The sequence below is a fragment of the Oribacterium sp. Sow4_G1_1 genome, assembly GCF_052116105.1.
Taxonomy (GTDB): Bacteria; Bacillota; Clostridia; order Lachnospirales; family Lachnospiraceae; genus Oribacterium.
In genome coordinates, this window is the sequence record NZ_JBQKLS010000002.1 from 73555 (window position 1) to 97053 (window position 23499).

General features: G+C 54.7%; 21 protein-coding genes and 1 riboswitch. Of the genes, 20 read left to right on the top strand and 1 reads right to left on the bottom strand.

The features are described 5' to 3' along the window. Positions 1–150: 150 nt before the first annotated feature. The 4 genes from ACTQ52_RS01795 to ACTQ52_RS01810 all read left to right on the top strand — a co-directional run bounded on the left by ACTQ52_RS01795 (position 151) and on the right by ACTQ52_RS01810 (position 3256). Positions 151–1473 carry a hemolysin family protein gene (locus tag ACTQ52_RS01795; protein WP_441981602.1) on the top strand — a complete coding sequence of 441 codons (1323 nt, stop codon included), beginning with the start codon at positions 151–153 and terminating at the stop codon, positions 1471–1473. Positions 1474–1571: 98 nt separating this feature from the next. Further along, on the top strand, positions 1572–2129 hold the full coding sequence (locus ACTQ52_RS01800) for an NUDIX hydrolase (RefSeq protein WP_410042493.1): 558 nt from the start codon (positions 1572–1574) through the stop codon (positions 2127–2129). A gap of 93 nt (positions 2130–2222) precedes the next feature. Then, positions 2223–2753 (top strand): adenine phosphoribosyltransferase, encoded by a 531-nt coding sequence (locus ACTQ52_RS01805; protein ID WP_441981603.1) that lies wholly within the window; start codon positions 2223–2225, stop codon positions 2751–2753. Next, positions 2753–3256: a GreA/GreB family elongation factor gene (locus tag ACTQ52_RS01810; protein WP_441226112.1), complete on the top strand. Its 504-nt coding sequence runs from the start codon at positions 2753–2755 to the stop codon at positions 3254–3256. The genes ACTQ52_RS01805 and ACTQ52_RS01810 overlap by 1 nt, the downstream gene beginning before the upstream one ends. A 214-nt stretch (positions 3257–3470) precedes the next feature. On the opposite strand, the gene ACTQ52_RS01815 is transcribed toward ACTQ52_RS01810, so the two are convergent. Next, complete coding sequence (locus tag ACTQ52_RS01815) at positions 3471–3911, bottom strand: CBS domain-containing protein (RefSeq protein ID WP_410042496.1); 441 nt, start codon at positions 3909–3911, stop codon at positions 3471–3473. Positions 3912–4225: 314 nt separating this feature from the next. Between ACTQ52_RS01815 and ACTQ52_RS01820 the strand changes: the two genes are divergently transcribed. The 16 genes from ACTQ52_RS01820 to tyrS all read left to right on the top strand — a co-directional run bounded on the left by ACTQ52_RS01820 (position 4226) and on the right by tyrS (position 23371). Beyond that, positions 4226–6484 carry a RelA/SpoT family protein gene (locus ACTQ52_RS01820; RefSeq protein ID WP_441981604.1) on the top strand — a complete coding sequence of 753 codons (2259 nt, stop codon included), beginning with the start codon at positions 4226–4228 and terminating at the stop codon, positions 6482–6484. A gap of 193 nt (positions 6485–6677) precedes the next feature. After that, entirely contained in the window at positions 6678–7373 is a 696-nt protein-coding gene (locus ACTQ52_RS01825; RefSeq protein ID WP_441981605.1) for an MBL fold metallo-hydrolase, read from the top strand. 70 nt (positions 7374–7443) lie between these two features. Continuing rightward, positions 7444–9267, top strand: coding sequence for a coproporphyrinogen dehydrogenase HemZ (hemZ, locus tag ACTQ52_RS01830; protein ID WP_441981606.1), 1824 nt, complete (start codon positions 7444–7446; stop codon positions 9265–9267). 67 nt (positions 9268–9334) lie between these two features. Further along, positions 9335–9506: riboswitch (Lysine riboswitch) on the top strand. Positions 9507–9706: 200 nt separating this feature from the next. Then, positions 9707–11326 carry a Na+/H+ antiporter NhaC family protein gene (locus ACTQ52_RS01835; RefSeq protein ID WP_410042500.1) on the top strand — a complete coding sequence of 540 codons (1620 nt, stop codon included), beginning with the start codon at positions 9707–9709 and terminating at the stop codon, positions 11324–11326. Positions 11327–11898: 572 nt separating this feature from the next. Continuing rightward, positions 11899–12120, top strand: coding sequence for a hypothetical protein (locus tag ACTQ52_RS01840; RefSeq protein WP_410042501.1), 222 nt, complete (start codon positions 11899–11901; stop codon positions 12118–12120). Positions 12121–12421: 301 nt separating this feature from the next. Beyond that, positions 12422–13264 (top strand): SDR family NAD(P)-dependent oxidoreductase, encoded by an 843-nt coding sequence (locus ACTQ52_RS01845; protein ID WP_441981607.1) that lies wholly within the window; start codon positions 12422–12424, stop codon positions 13262–13264. 276 nt (positions 13265–13540) lie between these two features. After that, entirely contained in the window at positions 13541–14512 is a 972-nt protein-coding gene (locus ACTQ52_RS01850; RefSeq protein ID WP_441981608.1) for a substrate-binding domain-containing protein, read from the top strand. Further along, on the top strand, positions 14509–15441 hold the full coding sequence (gene pstC, locus ACTQ52_RS01855; RefSeq protein WP_441981609.1) for a phosphate ABC transporter permease subunit PstC: 933 nt from the start codon (positions 14509–14511) through the stop codon (positions 15439–15441). Before ACTQ52_RS01850 ends, pstC begins: the two co-directional genes overlap by 4 nt. A gap of 11 nt (positions 15442–15452) precedes the next feature. Continuing rightward, the gene (gene pstA, locus ACTQ52_RS01860; RefSeq protein WP_441981610.1) at positions 15453–16277 is read left to right on the top strand and encodes a phosphate ABC transporter permease PstA; all 825 of its coding nucleotides are present in this window, start codon (positions 15453–15455) and stop codon (positions 16275–16277) included. Positions 16278–16295: 18 nt separating this feature from the next. After that, a complete protein-coding gene (gene pstB, locus ACTQ52_RS01865) occupies positions 16296–17051 on the top strand; it encodes a phosphate ABC transporter ATP-binding protein PstB (RefSeq protein ID WP_441981611.1) in 756 nt (251 codons plus the stop codon). Positions 17052–17165: 114 nt separating this feature from the next. After that, positions 17166–17369 (top strand): hypothetical protein, encoded by a 204-nt coding sequence (locus ACTQ52_RS01870; protein ID WP_441981612.1) that lies wholly within the window; start codon positions 17166–17168, stop codon positions 17367–17369. A gap of 11 nt (positions 17370–17380) precedes the next feature. Then, complete coding sequence (gene phoU, locus ACTQ52_RS01875) at positions 17381–18145, top strand: phosphate signaling complex protein PhoU (RefSeq protein ID WP_441981613.1); 765 nt, start codon at positions 17381–17383, stop codon at positions 18143–18145. 236 nt (positions 18146–18381) lie between these two features. After that, positions 18382–19095, top strand: coding sequence for a response regulator transcription factor (locus ACTQ52_RS01880; protein WP_441981614.1), 714 nt, complete (start codon positions 18382–18384; stop codon positions 19093–19095). 136 nt (positions 19096–19231) lie between these two features. Beyond that, a complete protein-coding gene (locus ACTQ52_RS01885) occupies positions 19232–20584 on the top strand; it encodes an ATP-binding protein (protein ID WP_441981615.1) in 1353 nt (450 codons plus the stop codon). A gap of 431 nt (positions 20585–21015) precedes the next feature. Continuing rightward, positions 21016–22065, top strand: coding sequence for a 3-deoxy-7-phosphoheptulonate synthase (locus tag ACTQ52_RS01890; RefSeq protein WP_410042510.1), 1050 nt, complete (start codon positions 21016–21018; stop codon positions 22063–22065). A gap of 85 nt (positions 22066–22150) precedes the next feature. Next, positions 22151–23371, top strand: coding sequence for a tyrosine--tRNA ligase (tyrS, locus tag ACTQ52_RS01895; RefSeq protein ID WP_410042511.1), 1221 nt, complete (start codon positions 22151–22153; stop codon positions 23369–23371). The last annotated feature ends 128 nt before the right edge of the window (positions 23372–23499 follow it).

Genomic DNA, 23499 nt, shown 5'->3' on the forward strand with positions numbered 1-23499 from the left:
AGGCAGGGTCCTCCGGGGCCCTGCCTGAGCGGCTGTCCGCAAGAAGGGGCTTGTATTTCTGTGCCCTTTGCGATATGGTGGATAGATGAGTGCCGGAAAACGGGCACGGGAACGTTGGGTGGTGCCACGCGGAGGGTGGTAAGTGAATTTATGGTTGGACGATTGTTACTGCTGATTGTGCTGATTCTGATTAATGGACTTTTTTCCTGCGCAGAGATTGCCGTGCTGCAGGTCGGTGATGCGAAGCTTCGCAAGCTGAGTGAGGATGGGAATAAACGGGCAGACAAGCTGCTCAGGCTGACCGTCGAGCCGGCGAAGTTTCTGTCGACGATTCAGGTGGCGATCACGCTGGCCGGATTCCTGTCGTCGGCGTTTGCGGCGGACAGCTTCGCGAAGCCACTCACCGATGTGGTTCTGCTGACCGGACTTCCGGTTGCACGGGAGGTCATCGAGAACGTCGCGATCATCCTGATCACCATGATCCTTTCCTATGTCAGCATCGTGTTCGGCGAGCTGGTTCCGAAGCGGCTGGCACAGGCCTATACCGAGAAGATCGCACTCAGCATCGCCGGCATCCTGGAGCTGGCATCGACGATTTTCGCCCCGTTCGTATGGCTTCTTACCACTTCGACCAATCGTGTACTGCGCATGCTGGGCATCCGACCAGAGGATGTCGAGGATAAGGTGTCCGAGGAGGATATCAAGCTGATGCTCGATGAGGGGACCGAGAAGGGTACGATCGAAACCGTCGAGAACGAGATGATCCAGAACGTCTTCGAGTTTAACGACCTGACCGTGGAGGATGTCTGCACGCACCGTCCGGATGTGGCGATGCTGTATCTTGAGGACACGGACCGTCAGTGGCGGAAGACGATCTACAGCCATCGCTATGCGATCTATCCGATCTGTGGAGAGGATGATGACGATATCGTCGGTGTACTCGATACGAAGGACTATTTCCGCCTGCCGGATCAGTCCCGTGGAAATGTCATGAAAAACGCGGTCGACAAGCCGTTCTTCGTGTCGCAGAACATGAAGGTCTCGGATCTTTTCGCGACGATGAAGCGCACACGGAAGTATTACGCCATCGTCATCGATGAGTACGGCGGTATGACCGGCATCGTCACCGTGCATGATCTGATCGAGGCCCTCGTGGGTGATCTGCAGGATGAGGATGAAGTACCGGAGCCGGATCCGATCGAAGCGATCGGCGAGAACGAGTGGATCGTACTCGGCACGGCGGACATCGAGGATGTCAACGAAAAGCTGAAGGTGAACATCCCGACGGAGGATGCGGATACCTTCGGCGGTTATCTGATGGGCATCATCGGCACCGTACCGGATGATGGCAGCTCCTTCCATCTCGAGACGGATGAACTGAATGTCGATGTCGCCTACATCAAGAACCGGCGCATCGGAAAGACGATCGTCCGGAAAAAAGTGAAGGAAGACGTGGATGAGCAGGAGAAATAAGCATTGACCTCGCCTGTATGCGTAGAAATTCAGCTCATCATTCTTTAAGAGATATGCTATACTATCCTCGTGTGCTTGGAGCACAGGAGGATAGTTTTATGTTGAACGAAAATAATGCAGAGAAACCGGTAAAGCTGATCGAGCGGAAGCTTGCATATCAGGGCAAGGTCATCACCGTTTATGATGACTATGTGGATGTCGGCGGGCATAAGACCCACTGGGACTTCATCCATCATAAGGGCGCCGCTGCGGTACTGCCGGTGCTTCCGGATGGTCGTATCCTGATGGTGCGCCAGTTCCGTCATGCACTCGACCGCTATACCCTGGAGATTCCGGCGGGAAAGCGCGATCGGGAGGACGAGCCGTTTGAGGAGTGTGCGATGCGTGAGCTCGAGGAGGAGACCGGATATAAGACGGATCACCTCGATTTCCTGCTGTATGTCAATACGACCATCGCCTTTCTCGATGAGAAGATCGGCATCTATGTGGCGGATCATCTCGAGAAGGGAAAGGTTCACTGGGATGAGGATGAGGAGCTCGGGGTCGAGGCCTGGGAGCTCAAGGATCTGCAGCAGCTGATCTATGATGGGAAGATGACGGATGGAAAGACCGTCGCCGCGATCATGAGCTATGCAGCAAAGTACCATAAGAATTAAACGATGATGCGACGGGGCTTCTTTGCAGGCCCCGATCCGTCTGTACGGCGAGTCATCGCCGGTATAGTATGAAACGAAAAGCGAGGAGACGTTATGAAGAGAGAGCATTTGGAAGATTATGTACTGACCATTCCGGATTTCCCACAGAAGGGCATCATGTTCCGTGATATCACATCCCTGGTACAGGATCCGGACGGCCTGCAGGATGCGGTGGATGGTCTCATCAAGGCCCTGGAGGGCGTAGATTTCGATGTGGTGCTGGGCCTGGAGTCCAGAGGCTTCATCTTCGGAACCGCGATCGCGTATGCGATGCATAAGGGCTTCGTGCCGGTGCGTAAGAAGGGCAAGCTTCCGCGAGAGACCGTTTCTGCGAAGTATGATCTCGAGTATGGTCAGGCAGAGATAGAGATCCATAAGGATGCGATCAAGCCGGGCGAGAAGGTCGTGATCGTCGATGATCTGATCGCAACCGGTGGTACACTTGCCGCTGCCTGCAAGCTGGTGGAGCAGCTCCAGGGTGAAGTGGCACAGATCGCTGTCGTGATGGAGCTTGCGGGACTGAACGGTCGTGATCAGCTCCGGAAGTATCCGCTGACCTCCCTGATCACCTACGAGGGTAAGTGATGGGACAGGAGCTGACGAAGTCGGACGTCGAGAAGATCCAGGCCGAGATCGACCATCGGAAGCTGGTGCTCCGTCCGCAGATCACGAAGGAAATCGCGGAGGCAGCCGCGCAGGGGGACCGCTCGGAAAACTTCGAGTATTATGCAGCGAAGAAGGCCAATCGTGAAAACAACGGCCGTATCAATTATCTGGAGCGGGTTCTTCGCTTCGCACGGATCATCGATGATTCGTCGAAGGACGACGAGGTCGGGCTCAATAATACCGTGACCCTGTACTTCGAGGAGGATGATGAGGAGGAGACCTATCGCATCGTCACCTCGATTCGTGGAAACAGTATTCACGGACTTATCTCGAACGAATCACCGATCGGACGTGCCATCATGGGACATAAGGTCGGCGACCGCTGTACGGTCCGGATGGAGAACGGCATCAGCTATGATGTCATCATCCGAAACATCGAAAACACCGGAGAATCGGCGGATGATCAGATCAAGGCATACTAAGCCGTGTCAGATCGAAGCAGGCGGACGAAAAGAAAATCAGAACAGGCAAAGAGGCTGTTGCAGAGAATCCTGAGCGGCGGAATCTGATGTACATCAGAACCGCTGCCGGCGGATTCCTGCAGCAGCCTCTTTTGGATGGGTGGGTACGTGCCCCACGGATCGTTTACATTGACCGACGATGCGTTGCCGGGATCGTCCGTGAAAAAGAAATCGATCAGATGACCTTTTTTACGGCGTCGAGAAGGGCATCCTTGATGTCGGAATGCTCGTAGAGATAATTGATCAGCTCCTTCCGTCGGATCATACCGATGAAGTGGTCCGAATCATCGACGACCGGAACGAAGTTCTGCCGGGAAGCGCGCTTCATGATATCTTCCATGCTGGCGTTGACCTTCACCGGCTCATAGTGATTCTTCATCGGGATGTCGGCCACCCGGATCTTTTCCGTGTCCTTCAGCTCCATGTGGAGATCGTTTTTGATTTCCCAGAGCAGGTCACCCTCGGTCATGGTGCCATAGTATTTGCCGTCCTTCGTCAGGATCGGGATGGTAGAGTAGCGGTGGAACTCCATTTTTTCGAGCGCCTGCCGCAGTGTATAATCTTCCTCGAGATATGCAACATCACATTTCGGAGTCAGGAAGAAAAGAATATTCATGAAAAGTCCTCCATTTGTTTTCGATTCTATATCTATTTTAACCGAAAGGTATGTACAAGCTATGACGGAATCGTTAAAAATTCATAAAGATTGTATGGATATTTGTACAAGGCGCGGCGGCGCGTGATGCAGAAGTACATGCGAAGCCGGGCATACGACGCGTGAACAGCGCCTGGATATGCCGAAAATCGATACATCTTTTGACATTATTCCATACTGATAGTAAAATTTAAATTTGACTATATGTTTATAAAGAGAAGTGTGCGCAGCGCATCTGTCTGCGCGGAACAGCACTTCATGATGAGGATAGCGCTATGATGACAGAGGAAGAAGTAGTACTGGAGAGACCTGCGGATAACACACCACCGGAGGAATTATATAAGGAACTGATCAGGGCCATCCGGGCATATCATCCATCCGATGATCTCACGATGATCGAGAAGGCCTATCAGGTAGCGAAGGAACAGCATAAGGATCAGAAGCGGAAATCGGGTGAACCATACATCATTCACCCTCTTTGTGTTGCGATCATTCTCGCCGATCTCCAGATGGATAAGGAAACCATCGCCGCGGGACTTCTGCACGACGTCGTCGAGGATACCGGCATGACGCTCGAGGAAATCACGAAGGAGTTTAATCCGGATGTGGCACTGCTCGTCGATGGCGTCACGAAGCTGACACAGCTCAATCTCAATACCGATAAGGTCGAGATGCAGGCGGAGAATCTCCGAAAGATGTTCGTTTCGATGGCGAAGGATATCCGTGTCATCATCATCAAGCTCGCCGACCGTCTCCATAACCTCCGGACCCTGGAGTACCAGACGCCGGCGAAGCAGAAGGAGAAGGCACGTGAGTCCCTCGAGATTTACTCACCGCTCGCGGAGCGTCTCGGTATCAGTAAGATCAAGATCGAGATGGATGATCTGTCGCTGAAGTACCTCGAGCCGGATATCTACTATGATCTCGCGGCGAAGGTCAACCTGAAGAAGGAAGCCAGAGAAGCCCGGATCAGAAACATCGTCTCTGAGGTCTCGAAGCATATCAAGGAGTCCGGCATCGATGCCGAGATCAGCGGCCGTGTGAAGCACTTCTTCTCCATCTACCGTAAGATGGTGAACCAGAATAAGACCATCGACCAGATCTATGATCTGTTTGCGATCCGTATCATCGTGGAAACGGTGCGGGACTGCTATGCGGCGCTCGGCGTAATCCATAAGATGTACACTCCGATTCCGGGCCGCTTCAAGGACTACATCGCGATGCCGAAGCCGAACATGTACCAGTCGCTGCATACGACGGTCATCGGCTCCGACGGTGTACCGTTCGAGATCCAGATCCGTACCTTCGAGATGCACCGTACGGCAGAGTTCGGTATCGCAGCGCACTGGAAGTATAAGGAGTCCGGCGGATCGAAGGAAAAGGCCAGCGAGCAGGAAGATGTGAAGATGAACTGGCTGCATGAGATCCTCGAGTGGCAGAAGGACGAGTCCGACTCGAAGGAATTCATGAACATGGTCAAGTCCGACCTGAACCTCTTTAACGAGAACGTCTTCTGCTTCACACCAACGGGCGATGTCAAGAACCTGCCGGCCGGCTCCTGTCCGATCGACTTTGCGTATGCGATCCACTCAGCGGTCGGCAACAAGATGGTCGGTGCGAAGGTCAACGACAAGCTGGTACCTGTCACCTATCAGCTGAAGAACGGCGACCGTGTCGACATCATCACCTCGCAGAACTCGAGAGGTCCGAGCCGTGACTGGCTGAAGATCTGCAAGTCGACGCAGGCGAAGAACAAGATCAACCAGTGGTTCAAGCGTGAGCAGAAGGACGAGAATATCGAGCGCGGTAAGGACCTCCTCACGAACTATGCGAAGTCGAAGGGCTACACGCTCGGCGAGCTGACGAAGCCGGAGTATGTCGAGAGCGTCATCCGCCGTTACAGCTACACCGACTGGGAGTCCATGCTGGCGTCCGTCGGCCGTGGCGGGCTCAAGGAGTCTCAGGTCATCGCGAAGCTCATCGAGCTAAAGCATAAGTCGGATGAGGACAATGTCTCGGACGAGGATATCCTGCACAACATCGAGGGTATGACGAAGAAGCCGGAGGTCATCCGGAAGTCGAAGTCCGGTATCGTGGTGAAGGGCATCCATGATCTCGCCGTGCGCTACGCGAAGTGCTGCTCGCCGGTGCCGGGCGATGAAATCGTCGGATTCGTCACCCGTGGTCGTGGCATCACGATCCACCGCACGGACTGCATCAATATGATGAACCTGCCGGAGGACGAGAAGGCCCGCCTCATCGAGGCCGAGTGGCAGTCCGATAACGCACAGGAAACCTACGCAACCGAGCTCGAGATCTTCACGACAAACCGTGTCGGCCTCCTCGTCGACGTCTCGAAGGTACTGACCGATGCGAACATCGACATCAAGTCCCTGACCTCCCGTGTCGGCAAAAACGAAAAGGCGACGATCACCGTCTCCTTCGACATCCATAACAAAGAAGAACTCAGCTCACTGGTTTCGAAGCTTCGTAAAATCAGCGGCGTGATTGATATAGAAAGAGCACAAGGTTGATCACGCTTGCGTACTGAAAGCACGCAAGCGTGATGCCCCCGGGCGGCGAGGCCGTTTTGCCGCAGGAGGCGGCAAAATCAAACGACAATGCCCGCGCCGAAGGCGCATCAAATGGCATTGTCTCTTTGCTGATCACGGTTTTGTGCCATGGATCACAACCGTGATGCCCCCGGCATTGTTTTTTGGAGGGATCATGTTAAAAGTATCAAAGTATGTAACCGGCGTGGTGCAGACGAACGTTTACTTCTGCTACGATGATGAAACACGTGCCTGCGTCATCATCGATCCGGCAGCGAACGCACCGCATATCATCAAAATCATCGAGGAGGAGCTCCATCTGAAGCCGGAGGCGATCCTCCTCACCCACGGCCACTTCGACCATATCATGGCGGCGAAGGATGTGGCTCAGCATTTCGGCATAAAGATCTTCGCCTGTGCAGATGAGGCGGAGACCCTTGCAGATCCGAAGCGGAACCTGAGCGGAAACTTCGGCGTCGAGGTCACACTGCAGTCGGGGGAGTATGAGACCTTCCGGGACGGCGATACCCTGCACCACCTCGGTCGGGAGTGGAAGGTGCTGGAAACCCCGGGCCATACGCCGGGCTCCTGCTGCTTCTATATCGCAGACGGACTGTCCTTCCAGCCGGAGGGCGCGACGGAGCCGAAGATCTATCCGGTGCTGTTTTCCGGTGACACGCTCTTTAAGGAGTCCTTCGGACGCACCGACTTCACGGGCGGATCGCAGGAAGCCATCGTGAAGAGCATCGTAGAGAAGCTGCTGGTGCTCCCGGCGGATACCAGTGTATTCCCGGGCCATGAGGCACAGAGCTCGATCGGAAACGAGCAGAAGTACAACCCGGCGGTATTCTTAGGCAGGGTGAATCTTTAAATTGAGAAGGGCAGGCGCTGACATCACCGCACCTGTCCTTTTACGCGTACAGGATGAAGAGGTAGAAACATTGATCCGATTAGTTTTAGACAGTATCGCAGCGGGCTATGAGCAGGACATCCGGGAGCTGGTGCAGGCCTTCTATCCGGGGGAGGAGTTCGAGATCCGGACCCCGGAGGGCGTGCATTTTTCGAACACCACCCAGGAGGAGAAAAACGCGCTGAAGCAGGCGCAGGCCACCGGTGAGGTGACCACCGTCAATAAAAAGTCCACGAAGAACCGTGCCCGCATGGTGTCCGAGGTCACCCCGGAGGGGATGGAGGAGGACAGCATTCGCCTGAGCTTCACCGTAGAGGCCGCCGCGCTTCCGCTGACCGGTGTCCGAAAGGAGGATAAGTCCGTCATCAAGGCCGAGCTCTACGACACCCTGGTCGGCATGACCGGGAAGGAGCTCCCATGGGGTGACCTCACTGGTATCCGTCCGGTGTCCCTCGTGAGCCCGCTGCTGGAGGCACTGCCAGGGCATACGTTCCCGGAGGAGGCGCTCCGGAAGATCCGTGCCGATCTCCGGCGAGAGTACTGCATCCGCGGAGAGAAGCTCGATCTCATGGTCGACATCGCGGTCCGGGAGCAGCGCATCCTCGATCGCATCCGCGAGACCACCGGCCGGAGCTATAAGGAGGGCTGGAGTCTCTATATCGGCATCCCGTTCTGTCCGACCCGCTGCCTCTACTGCTCCTTCCTCAGCAACACGATCGACGCCTGGGAGAAGCGCCTCGGCGACTATATGGAGAACCTCCGAAAGGAGCTCCGCTTCACCGTGCAGCATATGTGCGGCGAGCTTCACCGCCCGCTGCAGACCATCTACATCGGCGGCGGCACGCCGACGGCCCTCGACGAGCACTGGCTGCAGGTCCTGATGGATCTTGTCCACGAGATCTGCGGGGAGGCCAATATCTCCATCCTGCGTGCGAACGCAGCGCCTGTTGCAGACGAAGCGCAGCGTGACGATGGCACGGCGGAAGCATTGGCGAAGCCGGCAGCGGCGGACATGGACGAGGCACCGTGGATGCATACCGTGACGGGGATGCCGGGGATCGTCGAGTTTACGGTCGAAGCAGGACGACCGGATTCGATCACGCGGGAGAAGCTGGAAATTCTGAAGGCGGCCGGTGTTGACCGGATCTCGGTGAACCCGCAGACCTTCTGCCAGAAGACCCTCGACCTGATCGGTCGAAAGCACAGCGTGGAGGAGGTCATCGAGAAGTATCGGCTCGCGCGGGAACTCGGATTCGATAACATCAACATGGACATCATCCTGGGCCTGCCGGGCGAGAAGCTCCCGGAGGTGACGCATACGCTCTCGGAGATCGGACGGCTCCGGCCGGACAGCCTGACCGTACACAGCCTCGCCATCAAGCGGGCGGCGCGGCTGACCCTCGAGCGCGATTTCTGGGCCGGTGTGTACCGTGCGGGTGACGAGCACGAGATCCTCGCGGAGACGCAGCAGCAGGAGAACGCTGCTGTGGGCGACTTCCGCTATCCGGAGATCACGCGCATGATGCTCGCCTCGGAGTATACCGCAGAGCTCCTCGGGATGAAGCCGTACTATCTCTACCGGCAGAAGAACATGGCCGGCAATCTCGAGAACGTCGGGTACTGCGAGGAGGGCAAGGAATGCCTCTATAACATCCTCATGATGGAGGAGAAGCATACCGTCGTCGGCTGTGGCGCCGGCACGAGCACGAAGGTCGTCCTGCCGTCCCGTGATGGGGATCTCTACCATAAACGGGTGGAGCGCTGCGATAACGGCAAGTCGATTCCGGACTATCTCGACCATATCGACAAGTTTATCGAGCGAAAGAAGAGCTTATTCGCCCTTTTTAAGGATTGACGGATATAATAGGAAAGCATATAATGCATGCATGTATCGCGTTGCGATGCATATGAAAATTTAACAGGTTGACAATAGAGGCGCGTTGATTATCAGTAGCTGCATGGAGACCGCATAGTCCATGAGATGCAGTGAAAGGATGAGACGCCGAAACCGGAGTGTGATGCACACGCACCGAGTTGGGCTGCCGTTTAAGAGACGGCAGACTCTCACAGAAATGTGTTGGAGCTATTGTTTCATAGAATGCATATTTATGAGGCAGTGGTTCGTATGAAATCACTGCCTTTTTCTTAAGAATTTCGTAAGGGGGTCTGACCCCCTTACGAAATTCTTAAGACCAGAGCCCGGAGGGCCGAAACTGTTCTGCGAAACGGCTATTGTCTACCCAGGATTCTCCCGGGAGGGAGCAGAGGGGCACACGCCCCGGTAAGGAGATTTTATGCAGTTTAAAGACAGAGAGCATCGAAGCAACCGCTTCGCATCGCTGACCGCCATCGCTGTCGTCCTCGTGTTTATCGTGGTCGCCGGCTTCATCACCACCGCTGACACGGTGCAGCAGACCGCCTGGGCGCTCGTGCCGCCGGTCATCGCCATCGCACTCGCGCTCATCACGAAGGAGGTATACAGCTCCCTTTTCTTCGGTATCCTGACCGGTGCGCTCCTGTTTTCCGGTTATCACTTCGAGGGCACCATCAACCACATCTTCGTCGATGGTATCATCTCGGTTCTGTCCGACAGCTATAATGTCGGCATCCTCTGCTTCCTCGTCATCCTCGGTGCGATGGTACAGCTCATGAACCGCAGTGGTGGCTCTGCCGCATTTGGTGACTGGGCATCGAAGCACATCAGGACGAGGGCCGGCGCACAGCTCGCCACGATCGCCCTTGGCTGCCTCATCTTCATCGACGACTACTTCAACTGTCTGACCGTCGGCTCCGTCATGCGTCCGGTGACCGATAAGCATAAGATCAGCCGTGCGAAGCTGGCGTACCTCATCGACTCCACCGCAGCTCCGATCTGCATCATCGCCCCGATTTCCTCCTGGGCGGCGGCCGTGTCCGGTTTCGTCGAGGGAGAGAACGGCATGAGCCTCTTCCTGCAGACCATCCCGTATAACTTCTACGCACTGCTCACCATCGCGATGATGATCCTGATGGTGGCCCTGAAGGTGGATTTCGGCCCGATGCACCAGCATGAGGTCAATGCGATCGAGCACCACGATCTCTATACCACGCCGGAGCGTCCGTTCGAGAATGCGGCCGACGAGGCGAGACGAGAGGGCGGACACCTCATCGACATGCTGGTTCCGATTTTCTCACTCGTGATCTGCTGCGTTATCGGTATGATCTACACCGGCGGCTTCTTCAGTGGTGTCAGCTTCATCGATTCCTTCGCCGGCTCGGATGCCTCCGTCGGTCTCGTCTTCGGTTCCTTCTGCGCACTGGTCATCACCCTTGCGTTCTATCTGATCCGTAACGTACTCAGCTTCAACGAGTGCATGGACTGCCTGCCGGAGGGCTTCAAGCAGATGGTTCCGGCCATCCTGATCCTTACGCTCGCATGGTCTCTGAAGGCCATGACCGACAGCCTCGGTGCGAAGGAGTTCGTCGCCGGTGTCGTACAGGGCTCTGCGAAGAACTTCCTGCAGTTCCTTCCGGTTATCATCTTCATGATCGCCATCGGATTAAGCTTCGCAACCGGTACCTCATGGGGCACCTTCGGTATCCTGATCCCGATCGTCGTAGCCTGCTTCCAGGGCATCGACCACAACATGATGATCCTTTCCATGTCGGCCTGCATGGCCGGTGCGGTCTGTGGTGACCACTGCTCACCGATCTCCGATACCACCATCATGTCGAGTGCCGGCGCACAGTGCCTGCACATCAACCATGTATCGACGCAGATCCCGTATGCGCTGACCGCGGCACTTTCCTCGGCGATCGCTTATATCGTGGCTGGTTTCACGAAGCATGCGGTCTCCGGACTGATTTCCGGCTTCGTCGTATTGCTTCTCGCGATGCTTGCGTTCCGTCACGCCACCGGTAAGGAATCAGAATAAACAGCGCACTGAATGATCAAAGCGGCTCTCATAGGAGGGCCGCTTTTTCTATGGCAGGATGATATCACTACGCCAGGCTCCCGGAGGGGCGGCAACCGAAACACAGTACTGCGAGCTCGGAAGACGCTAAGCCGGGACCCTAAGCGGCACTAGGCCCTCTGCAATCACTGAGTTTTCTTGATGAAAACTCAGCATTGCAGAGGGTTCCAAGCAGAGGGTTCCAAGGAGAGATAGCACCAAGTGCCGCTAAGGGGCCACGGCTTGATTCTTCACGACCTCTCCGTATGGTTTCTGTTGCCGGCCCTCCGGGGCTCTGGCTGATCGGTGTAGTTTGAAATTTACGATTTGTCCGCGTGCTGCGGACAAATGTGCGCGTAGAATAACTTCGATTAATCGGTGCTATAAAAGAAATTTATCATTCATATAAAGCTCTTCACAACTGAAAAAAATACGATACAATATAAATAGAAGGAATGAGAACCATTCCCACAGGATGTTTCACAGGATTTTTTCATGACAGCAGCTGTCTGCTGTACGTGGTCATGAGAGCATGGTCGAGAGGAGATGTTTTTATGAACGATACGTCAAGAATCAATGGATTTATGGATTTCGTTTCGGAGCTCCTGGTTACATTCGAGGCAGGAGCCATCGTGGTTGCATGTGTCACACTGCTTCTCAGCGGACTGCTGATGAGTGCAGGTCTTCCGGCAGCAGCGCAGTGCTTACAGTATTTCTTCGTAGCCATGGTCGGCATCGTGGCATGCGGTATCGTGGTACATTATGTAGATGCCTGAAGGCGTCTGGATCGATTCCTGCATGATGATAGTTGATATTTTCTTAAATTGATAACCCCTATAGATGATTGCTCCGTGTATCTGTTGCAGAAGACAGATGCGCGGAGCAGTTTTCTTTTGCGTGGTCTCGCTGTGAAGGCTGCCTTTTCGGGCTTGGTGAACGAGGCTTGTGATTTCAGCAAAAGCACGAAATTACGCACGGTAAACCGGTTAATAATTTAACGCTCGACATCTGGAAACGGGTAGTGCATAATGACAGCAGATTCATGATTTCTACAGAGAATGGCAGGAGGAAGAAACGATGGACGTACCATTTAAGATTGATCTCAGCAGACAGGTGGCCGTGGTGACCGGCGGCACCGGTGTCATCGGCGGCATGTATGCACGCGCACTGGCAGCGTGTGGCGCGAAGGTGGCCGTGCTCGGCAGAAGCAGGGAGAACGGAGAAAAGGTCGTGGCGGAAATCGCGGCGGATGGTGGCGAGGCCATGGCGGTGTCTGCGAATGTACTCGACCGGGAAAGTCTGATCTCCGCCCGCGAAGAAATCCTCGCCCACTACGGTCACCTCAACATCCTCGTGAACTGTGCCGGTGGTGCCGTGAAGGCTGCGCAGGTGCCGCAGGATTACTTCTGTGAAGCCGGAGAGGGAGAGGATACCTTCTTCTCCATCGATCTCGAGAATGTGCATCGTGAGCTCGACCTCAACATCTACGGCACCATGCTGCCGACCCAGGTCTTCGGTGAGGTACTGAAGGGCCAGGAGAATGCGAACATCGTGAACATCTCCTCGATGTCCGCGTATCATCCGCTGACCCGCATCCCAGGCTACTCCGCAGGAAAAGCCGGTGTCGCCAGCTTCACTGAGTGGTGTGCGATCTACTTCGCAAAGAGCGGCATCCGTGTGAACGCCGTCGCACCAGGCTTCTTCCATACGACACAGAACCACGCCCTTCAGTATAACGAAGACGGCACTCCAAAGCCACGCACACAGCACATCGTTGACAGCACCCCGATGGGCAGCTTCGGCAGAATCGAAGACCTCGTCGGCGGATTCCTCTACCTCGTCGACCCACGCGGCTCCCGCTTCGTCACCGGCACCATCCTCCCGATCGACGGCGGCTTCCACATCTACCAGGGCGTCTGAAAAACAGAACATGATGTCTGCTGCTTTTCCGCAGAAAACTCCGGAGGGCCGGTAACAACACCATTGGTGTTTCGTTACCGGCCCTTCGGAGTTTTTTACATAAAATTTACAGAAGGGTGAGGGACGACTTTACAAAAGTCCTCTAGTATGTAGGCGTAGTCAAGAAAACCAAATATAAGTAAAAAGAAAAAAGGAATCGACGGGGATTACAGAACATACAGAAGCCGATGAAATGGCTGCCCAGACGATTCGCAACTTTCAGGAGGATGAAAAATTATGAAGAAGTCAAACAAGCTTGCACTTGCCGCTGTGATGGTGATGTCGATGATGACCGCATGTGGCGCGAGCACCACAGAGACCGCTGCACCAGCTGCAGACACAACTGCAGCGGCAGTCGCAGATACCACAGCCGCAGATACCGAGGCCGCAGCAAGCGAGGCACAGACCGAGGCAGCCGGCGCTTCCATGGAGGGTGCCATCGATGTCATCTCCCGTGAGGATGGTTCCGGTACCAGAGGCGCATTCATCGAGCTTTTCGGTGTAGAGCAGAAGGATGCTTCCGGTGAAAAGGTCGATTACACCACCGATGACGCAGAGATCACCAACTCCACCGAGGTTATGATCACCTCCGTCGCAGGTGATAAGCAGGCCATCGGTTACATCTCCCTCGGATCTCTTAACGATTCCGTAAAGGCACTGAAGATCGACGGCGCAGCCGCAACCGTCGATGACATCAAGGATGGCAGCTATAAGATCGCACGTCCGTTCAACATCGTCACCACCGGTGAGGTTTCTGATGTGGCACAGGATTTCATCAACTTCATCTTCTCCGAGGAAGGCCAGAAGGTCGTCGAGGATAACGGCTATATCTCTCAGGGCAACCAGGGTGCGTACACAGCTTCCGAAAAGAGCGGCAAGGTCACCGTCGCAGGCTCCAGCTCCGTTACACCGGTGATGGAGAAGCTGGCAGAGGCATACAAGGCACTCAACAGTGATGTAACCGTAGAGGTTCAGCAGTCGGATTCCACCACTGGTGTTACATCTTCCATCGAGGGCGTATGTGATATCGGTATGGCTTCCCGCGATCTGAAGGATGAGGAGACCGCCAAGGGTGCACAGGGTCAGGTCATCGCGATGGATGGTATCGCCGTTGTGGTAAATAACGACAACCCGGTCGATGATCTTACTTCCGAGCAGGTAAAGGACATCTATGTAGGTGACACCACCGACTGGTCTGAGCTGGCATGATTACTTCTTATGAAAGGACGAATGTACGTGTGAGCGGTGAAAATCCGCTCCGTGGCAGCGGTGCGGCCGCCGTCCGTGAGAGCATCGCGAAATATGTATTCATGCTGCTCGCAAGCATGAGTATCTTCCTCGTTATCCTGATCTGTTACTTCCTCTTCTCGAACGGTATTCCAGCGATTCTGAAGATCGGCGTAAAGCAGTTTCTGACCGGCACGGTCTGGAAGCCGAAGAACGAAATCTTCGGTATCCTGCCGATGATCGTGGGCTCGGTTTATGTCACCCTCGGTTCCATCCTCGTCGGTGTGCCGATCGGCATTCTGACGGCGGTTTACCTTTCGAAGTTCTGCTCGAAGAAAATCTATAAAATCATCAACCCGGCAGTGGAGCTCCTCGCGGGTATTCCATCCGTCGTGTATGGCTTCTTCGGCCTCGTCGTGATCGTTCCGGTCATCGCCGTGCTGACGCAGCCGTTCGGTGGGAAGGGCAAGTCGATTCTGACGGCCTCCATCCTGCTCGGTATCATGATCCTGCCGACCATCATCAGCTGCGCGAAAGCCGCCATCGATGCGGTACCGGAGAGCTACTATGAGGGCAGCCTCGCACTGGGTGCGACCCATGAGCGCTCGATCTTCCATGTCATGGTTCCGGCGGCCCGCTCCGGCATCTTCGCCGGGATCGTCCTCGGCGTCGGTCGTGCCATCGGTGAGACCATGGCCGTCATCATGATCGCCGGTAACCAGCCGCGTATGCCGAAGGGCATCTTCCAGGGCACACGTACCATGACCGCGAACATCGTCCTCGAGATGGGCTATGCCGTCGGTCTTCACCGTGAAGCGCTGATCGCAACGGGCGTCGTCCTGTTTATCTTCCTGCTGTGCATCAACCTGATCTTCAGCTACATCAAGCACAAGTCGGAATCCAAGTACTAAGAGGGTAGGACATGAACCAGAAAACTGAAAGTATTTTATTACGTGCGGTGACCCTGCTGTCCGCAGCGCTGACCGTCGGTACACTGCTGTTCCTCATCATCTATATCCTGATCCGCGGTATCCCATATCTTCAGCCGAGCCTCTTCGCCTGGGAATACAATACGGAAAACGTTTCACTGATGCCGGCGATGATCAACACCATCGTGATGACGGTGCTGTCACTTCTGATCGCGATTCCGATGGGCGTCGGTTCTGCCATCTACCTCGTCGAGTATGCGAAGCGCGGATCGAAGTTCGTTGAGCTGATTCGATTGACAACCGAGACCCTGTCCGGTATTCCGTCCATCATTTACGGACTGTTCGGATACCTCCTGTTCGTCATCCAGCTGCACTTCGGCTACTCCATCCTAGGTGGTGCCCTCACGATCTCCATCATGATCCTGCCGCTCATCATGCGTCAGACCGAGGAGTCACTGAAGGCGGTGCCGGATCTTTTCAGAGAAGGCTCCCTGGGACTCGGCGCCGGTAAGCTGCGCACGATTTTTTCCATCGTGCTTCCATCCGCCGTGCCGGGTATCCTCGCGGGTATCATCCTCGCCATCGGACGTATCGTCGGTGAGACAGCGGCGCTGATCTATACCGCAGGTACGGTCGCCGGCATTCCGAACTCCATAATGGGTTCCGGACGAACCCTCGCGATCCACATGTATGTGCTCACGAACGAAGGCCTCTATACGAACCAGTCCTATGCAACCGCGGTGGTACTGCTTCTCGTTGTTACGATGATCAATGCACTCTCATCGATGCTGGCAAAGAAACTCGCATCGAAGGCGTAAGGAGAAAGAATAACGAAGATGATGGATAAGTTTGAAATCAAAGATGTGAATTTACATTATGGCGCATTCCATGCGCTTCACGACATCAACCTGAATATTGCGCCGAATGAGATCACGGCCTTCATCGGACCGTCCGGCTGTGGCAAGTCCACGCTGCTCAAGTCGCTGAACCGTATGAACGACCTGGTGGAGGGCTGCCGCGTCGATGGTCAGATCCTCCTCGATGGGCAGGACATCTATCAGAAGGATGTCGATGTCAATACACTTCGTAAGCGGGTCGGCATGGTCTTTCAGAAGCCGAATCCGTTCCCTATGTCGATTTATGACAATGTTGCCTACGGCCCACGTACGCACGGTATCCGCAACAAGAAGACGCTCGATGAGATCGTCGAGACCTCTCTTCGTGAGACGGCGATCTGGGATGAGCTGAAGGATCGTCTCGGAAAATCCGCACTCGGTCTGTCCGGTGGACAGCAGCAGCGTCTCTGCATCGCCCGTGCACTGGCCGTCAAGCCGGATGTCCTGCTCATGGATGAGCCGACCTCCGCACTCGACCCGATCTCCACCTCGAAGATCGAGGACCTCACCCTGCAGCTGAAGAAGGATTTTACGATCGTGATTGTCACGCACAACATGCAGCAGGCAACCCGTATCTCTGATAAGACCGCGTTCTTCCTTCTGGGAGAGCTGGTCGAGGCAGACAGGACGGAAAAGCTGTTCTCTATGCCGAAGGATAAGCGGACAGAGGATTATATCACGGGACGTTTCGGCTGAGCCCGGAGGATGCTTCGATGAAGAAAAGCGGCTGCGATCAGAGGTCCGGGAAACAGCCGGACATCCAGCTGTGGCGAGAGTGTGCTCAGGGAGAGGCATGGAGGAGAGAATAGAATGAAAAGCTATGATTTGTTTGATCTGTTCGCTGCATGGTTTACATGGATGGCGAAGCCACGTCGCATCCTGACAGGAAAGCTGCAGGATGTCGGCTGGGAGCTGGAGAACAGACGCCAGGAGAAAAAGAAGGAAAAGACAGAGATGTACCGCATGCGCGAGGTATGTCGTACACAGAATATGGTACAGAATAGTGAGATGTAAGGAGGAACAGGATGCGTAGCAGGTTGGATCGACAGCTGGATGAGATGAAGCAGAACCTGATAGAGATGGGCTCCTGCTGTGAAAACTGTATCGGACAGGTGGCCCTGACCCTGCAGGATATCGCGGCGACAGAGAGTACAGAGCTCAGCGAGAAGAACCGCCAGATGATCAATAAAATTTATGAGTCGGATGCGGAAATCGATAAGCTCGAGCGACTGATCGAGTCGGAGTGCCTCCGTCTCTTACTGGAGCAGCAGCCGGTAGCGAGGGATCTTCGCTACATCAGCTCGGCACTGAAGATGATTTCGGATCTCGAGCGGATCGGTGATCAGTGCTCGGATATCGCCGATATCGCAGAGTATCTCTATGGCAAGGATCAGGACGGTATGGAGTCGGCGATTCGAATCCAGGATATGGCCAGCGCGACGATGCGCATGGTGACGAGGGCCGTCGAGTCCTTCATTCAGAAGGACCTCGCACTTGCAAAGAGTGTGCAGGAATCGGATGATGTCGTGGATAACATGTTTGACGAAATCAAAAAGGAAATCGTCGAACTCATCGCGAAGTACCCGGATCGTGGTGAGATGATGCTGGACTTCCTGATGGTGGCGAAGTATTTTGAGCGGATCGGTGATCATGCGACGAATGTCGCGGAGTGGGTGGAGTTTTCCATCACTGGTGAGCGTCCGGTGATGACGAAGTATACCTTCGACCAGAAGACCATGGAAGAGAAGAAGCTGGCCCGCGATGAACGTGTTTTCAAGCGTTTTCAGTAAAACGACATCATGGATGGGTTACGTTTTACACCTGACTTCGTGCAGCGGCGGGATCGAATTGCGCCTGAACAGTAACATGGATGGGAATTTAAACAGAAAATTCCCATTCTGTCGTAGTCAGGAATTCCAGAGTTTTTTATAATAGGGAAAAGCGAAACGCATCGGCTTCCGCCGGCATCCCTGTTCAGTTCTGGATGCAGCGGTGTTCAGGGTGCATACAGTACAGGAGATAAGAGATGACGAGAATTGCAGTTGTAGAAGACGATGAGAGTATTCAGAAGCTGATTACCTATGCGCTGACGGCCAACGGCTACGAGGCGCGCGGCTTCAGCGACGGACAGTCCTTCCTCGATGATGCCGAGAAGTTCGAACCGGCACTGGTGCTGCTGGATGTCATGATGCCGGGGATCGATGGCATACAGGTCCTGCGCTGTCTTCGGAGAAGCGCGAAGTTCGCGGAGATTCCGGTGATGATGCTGACCGCAAAGTCGGCCGAGGCGGATAAGGTCTCCACCCTCGACCTCGGTGCCGATGATTATATGACGAAGCCGTTCAGCGTCATGGAGATGCTGAGCCGTGTCAAGGCCCTGCTCCGGCGCGCGAAGATGGGTGGCGTACAGGAGGCGACGGAGCAGGTCATACGACCTGCGCTCCGCTTTCACGAGATCACCCTCGATGAGGCGAAGCACCGGGTAAGCGTGCAGGAAGGCGGCGAGGAGATTCATCCGGAGCTCACACTGAAGGAGTTCGAGCTGCTCGACTATATGATGCATAATCAGGAGCTCGTGCTGACCCGTGATCAGATCATGGGTCAGGTATGGAATTATGATTATGGGGGCGAGAGCCGTACGATCGACATGCATGTGAAGACCCTCCGACAGAAGCTGGGGGAAGCCGGGCAGTACATCAAAACCGTCCGTGGCGTCGGCTATCGTCTGAGTGCAGACTGATGCTATCGTGCGACCGATGGATCCGCTTGCAGGATGACGGCTGCGAAACAACCACCTGTACAGCAGGTGGTTCTGGTTCGTTCAGGTAGCCGACAGCTCATACAGGTAGAACAGCCTGTTTTAAAGAGGAAATAGATTGAAACAGCGTATTTACAGAAGCCTATGTATCACAGCCCTGCTTGCACTGGTTCTCAGCACGCTCGCAAGTCAGGTACTGTATTTTCGGTTTTACGATAAGCAGACCGATGAGAATCTGATGCTGCAGACCGACGCGCTCTGTGCCGGCATCAATGAAATCGCAGAAGAGGGAAGCGAGAAGGTAGAGGATTTTCTGAATGAGTATCTGAAGGATATCCATCGCTCGAAGAATGCAGAGCTGCGTATCACCCTGGTGGATGCGGGCAGTGGTCAGGTCCTGTATGACTCGAAGGGAAACACCGAAACCATGGACTCACATCTCGACCGGACGGAAATCGAGGAAGCCATGGCGAAAGGTGCGGGGCATGCCGTGCGTCTCTCGAAGACCCTCGGACGAAATGCCCACTATGCAGCGATGCTCACCGCCGGTGGAGGATATGTCATCCGCCTCGGCCTGGAAACCTCGAACATCATCGGGATCTTCCTCCGCATCCTGCCGGCGATTCTCAGCATCATGGTGCTGCTCTTTCTGCTCGCGACGCAGATGGCGAACCGGCTGACACATCAGATCGTGGCACCGCTCGATCATATGGCAGAGCAGATTCAGAAGATGGATACCCCGACGGTGGACCTGACGGATGAAGATGTTTATGAGGAGCTACGACCATTTGTGAATTCAGTGAAACAGTCACAGCAGGTAAGAGAAGAATTTTCGGCCAATGTCTCGCACGAGCTGAAGACACCGCTCACAAGCATTTCCGGCTTCGCCGAGCTGATGAAGGATGGTATGGTGACCGATGCGGCGCATGTGCAGGAGTTCTCGACGACCATCTATGATGAGTCCCAGCGTCTGCTGGCGCTGATCGATGACATCATGCATCTCAGCCGACTGGAAGCCGGCGTCGAGATGGAGCAGGAGCCGGTGAATCTCTATCTCCTTTCGGAGACGATCATCCATCGTCTCCGCGATAAAGCGATGAAGCATCAGGTTTCGGTCGATCTGTCGGGCGGCAGTGCGGAAATCACCGGTGTTCGTACGAACATCGAGGAGATGATCTATAATCTCATCGATAATTCGATCAAGTACAACCATCCGGATGGGCATGTCTACGTCATCTGTGAAGGCAGGTCCATCACGGTACAGGATGACGGCATCGGCATCCCGGAGGAGGATCTGAACCGCGTCTGGGAGCGCTTCTTCCGGGTGGACAAGTCCCACAGCCGCGCCATCGGCGGCACCGGCCTCGGCCTCTCGATCGTGAAGCACGTCGCCGAGCTCCACCACGCAAAGGTGGACATCAGCTCGCAGCTGAACCGCGGCACGAAGATCACCATCACCTTCCCGAAATGATGCATGGCAGCGATGGGCAAGGGCCCCGGAGGACCGGCAGCAGAAGCCATACGGAGAGACCGTGAATAAATCCAAATCAGGATCTTAGAACCAGTTAGTACTTTTCCCTGGACCCTCTAGCAACGCTGAGTTTTCATCAAGAAAACTCAGCGATTGCAGAGGGCTTACTGGTTCTTAGGTCCTGATTTGTGATTTTTCCGGTCACGGAGTACTGTGCTTCTGCTGCCGGTCCTCCGGGACCCTCCCTGTACGAAGGGAATATGTGCCATGCCACGTGTTCACTTGATTTTGCGGTTCTTTCCGCGTATACTTGCGGGTATGCGGCTGAGTGGACCTTCGTGGCTATGCGCGCAGGTGCCGGATGTAGACATTGGCAGACTCAGTCCTCGGAAAGGACCAGCAGAGGGCCCGTTCAGAAGAAGGAGACCAGTATGGGATTTGAATTTAGATCGAAGCTTCCGACCAGCGCAGAAATCCGTGAGCAGATTCCGCTTCCGGAGAACCTTGCGAAGATCAAGGCAGAGCGCGATGAGGAAATCAAGGCAATTTTCAGAGGGGACTCACATAAGTTCCTCTTAATTATAGGACCGTGTTCGGCGGATCATCCGGATCCAGTACTCGAGTACTGCAATCGTCTGAAGGAGATTGCGGACGAGGTGCAGGATAAGATCATGATCGTGCCACGTATTTATACGAACAAGCCACGTACGACGGGTGAGGGCTATAAGGGCATGCTGCATCAGCCGGATCCGGAGAAGGGGGCGGATGTGCTCGCCGGTATCGGAGCGATCCGCCGTCTGCACATGGAGGTGCTTCGTCAGACCGGCTTCAGTACCGCGGATGAGATGCTGTATCCGGATAATCTGCGCTATCTCAGTGATATCATGAGCTATGTGGCCGTCGGTGCGCGTTCGGTGGAGAACCAGCAGCACCGCCTGGTGGCGTCCGGTATCGATGTACCGACGGGTATGAAGAACCCGACGTCCGGCGACCTCGGCGTCATGCTGAACTCGATCTATGCGGGACAGCATGCCCATGATTTCATCTTCCGCGAGTGGGAGGTAAAGTCGGACGGAAACCCGTATACCCATGCGATTCTCCGCGGTTCCCAGTCGAAGCACGGCCAGATCGTTCCGAACTATCACTACGAGGATCTGAAGCTTCTGTACGATCTCTATATGAAGAAGGATCTCGTGTATCCGGCCGTCGTGGTGGATACGAACCACTGCAATTCGGCGAAAAAGTACAAGGAGCAGCTGCGGATCTCTCAGGAAATCATGCACTCCAGAAAGTATTCTCCGGAGCTCGCTGGTTTCGTCAAGGGACTTATGGTAGAATCCTATATCGAAGAGGGAAACTGCAAGCCGGAGGATCATATCTTCGGAAAGTCCATCACCGATGCCTGCATCGGCTGGGATGATACGAAGCGTCTGATCTCGACGGTCTATGATTATGTATCTGTAACGGATTTTAATCATTAAAGAAGAGCGTTCCCCTGAAGGGCAGGATCCTGTAGGGGATGAAGCCTGAAGTTTATAAAGATGTGATTTATAAGGAGCAAGTAAAATGGGTGTTTATGAGGAGCTGGTAGCCAGAGGACTGATTGCGCAGGTTACCGATGAGAAGGAGATTCGTGATCTGGTCAATAACGGGAAGGCGACCTTCTATATCGGCTTTGACCCGACGGCAGATTCTCTGCATGTAGGTCACTTTATGGCACTGACCCTGATGAAGCGTCTGCAGGAGGCCGGCAATAAGCCGATCGCCCTGGTCGGCGGTGGTACCGGTATGATCGGTGACCCGTCCGGTCGTTCCGATATGCGTAAGATGATGACCATCGAGCAGATCGATCATAACTGTGAGTGCTTCAAGAAGCAGATGAGCCGTTTCATCGAGTTCGGACCGGGCAAGGCCCAGATGGTCAATAACGCCGACTGGCTGCGTAATCTGAACTTCCTGGATTTCATGCGTGAGATCGGACCGTGCTTTTCGGTCAATGATATGCTGCGTGCACGCTGCTATACCAATCGTATGGAGCAGGGCCTGACCTTCCTGGAGTTTTCCTACATGCTGATGCAGGGCTATGACTTCTACCGTCTGTATAAGGACTACGGCTGCAATATGGAGTTCGGTGGCGATGATCAGTGGTCCAATATGCTGGCCGGTACGGAGCTGATCCGTAAGAAGGAGGGCAAGGATGCCTATGCGCTGACCATCACCCTGCTGACCAACAAGGAAGGCAAGAAGATGGGCAAGACCGCGGGTGGTGCGGTATGGCTCGACGCAAATAAGACTACACCGTATGAGTTCTACCAGTACTGGAGAAACGTCGATGACGCCGATGTCATCAAGTGCCTGAAGCTGCTCACCTTTATCCCGATCGAGGAGATCGAGGAGATGGCGAAGTGGGAGGGCGCAGACCTCAATAAGGCAAAGGAGAGACTCGCATACTCCCTCACCGATCTCGTCCATGGTAAGGAAGAGGCGGAGAAGGCAGAGGCAGCCGCAAAGGCGATCTTCGTCGGCGGTGGCGACAGTGAGCATATGCCGAAGTACACCCTGAAGGCAGAGGATTACCGCGATGGCAGCATCGATATCTGCGGTATGCTCTTCGTTTCCGGCCTGTCGAAGTCGAGATCCGAGGCTCGTCAGAATGTGCAGCAAGGCGGTGTGCAGGTCGCTGGGGAAAAAATCACCGATGTGAAGAAGAGCTTCACCGCGGAGGATTTCAAGGACGGCGTCGTCGTTCAGCGTGGTAAGAAGAACTTCGTAAAGATCTTCAGCTAAGCGCGGGGCCGCCGGTCTGTGTTCATCACAGGCGCCGGGGCGTTCCTTACAATAAACTTACAAAAACGGGAAGTGTCTTGAACACTTCCCGTTTTTTCTTTATAATGCAAGAAACAGATATTAAAAAG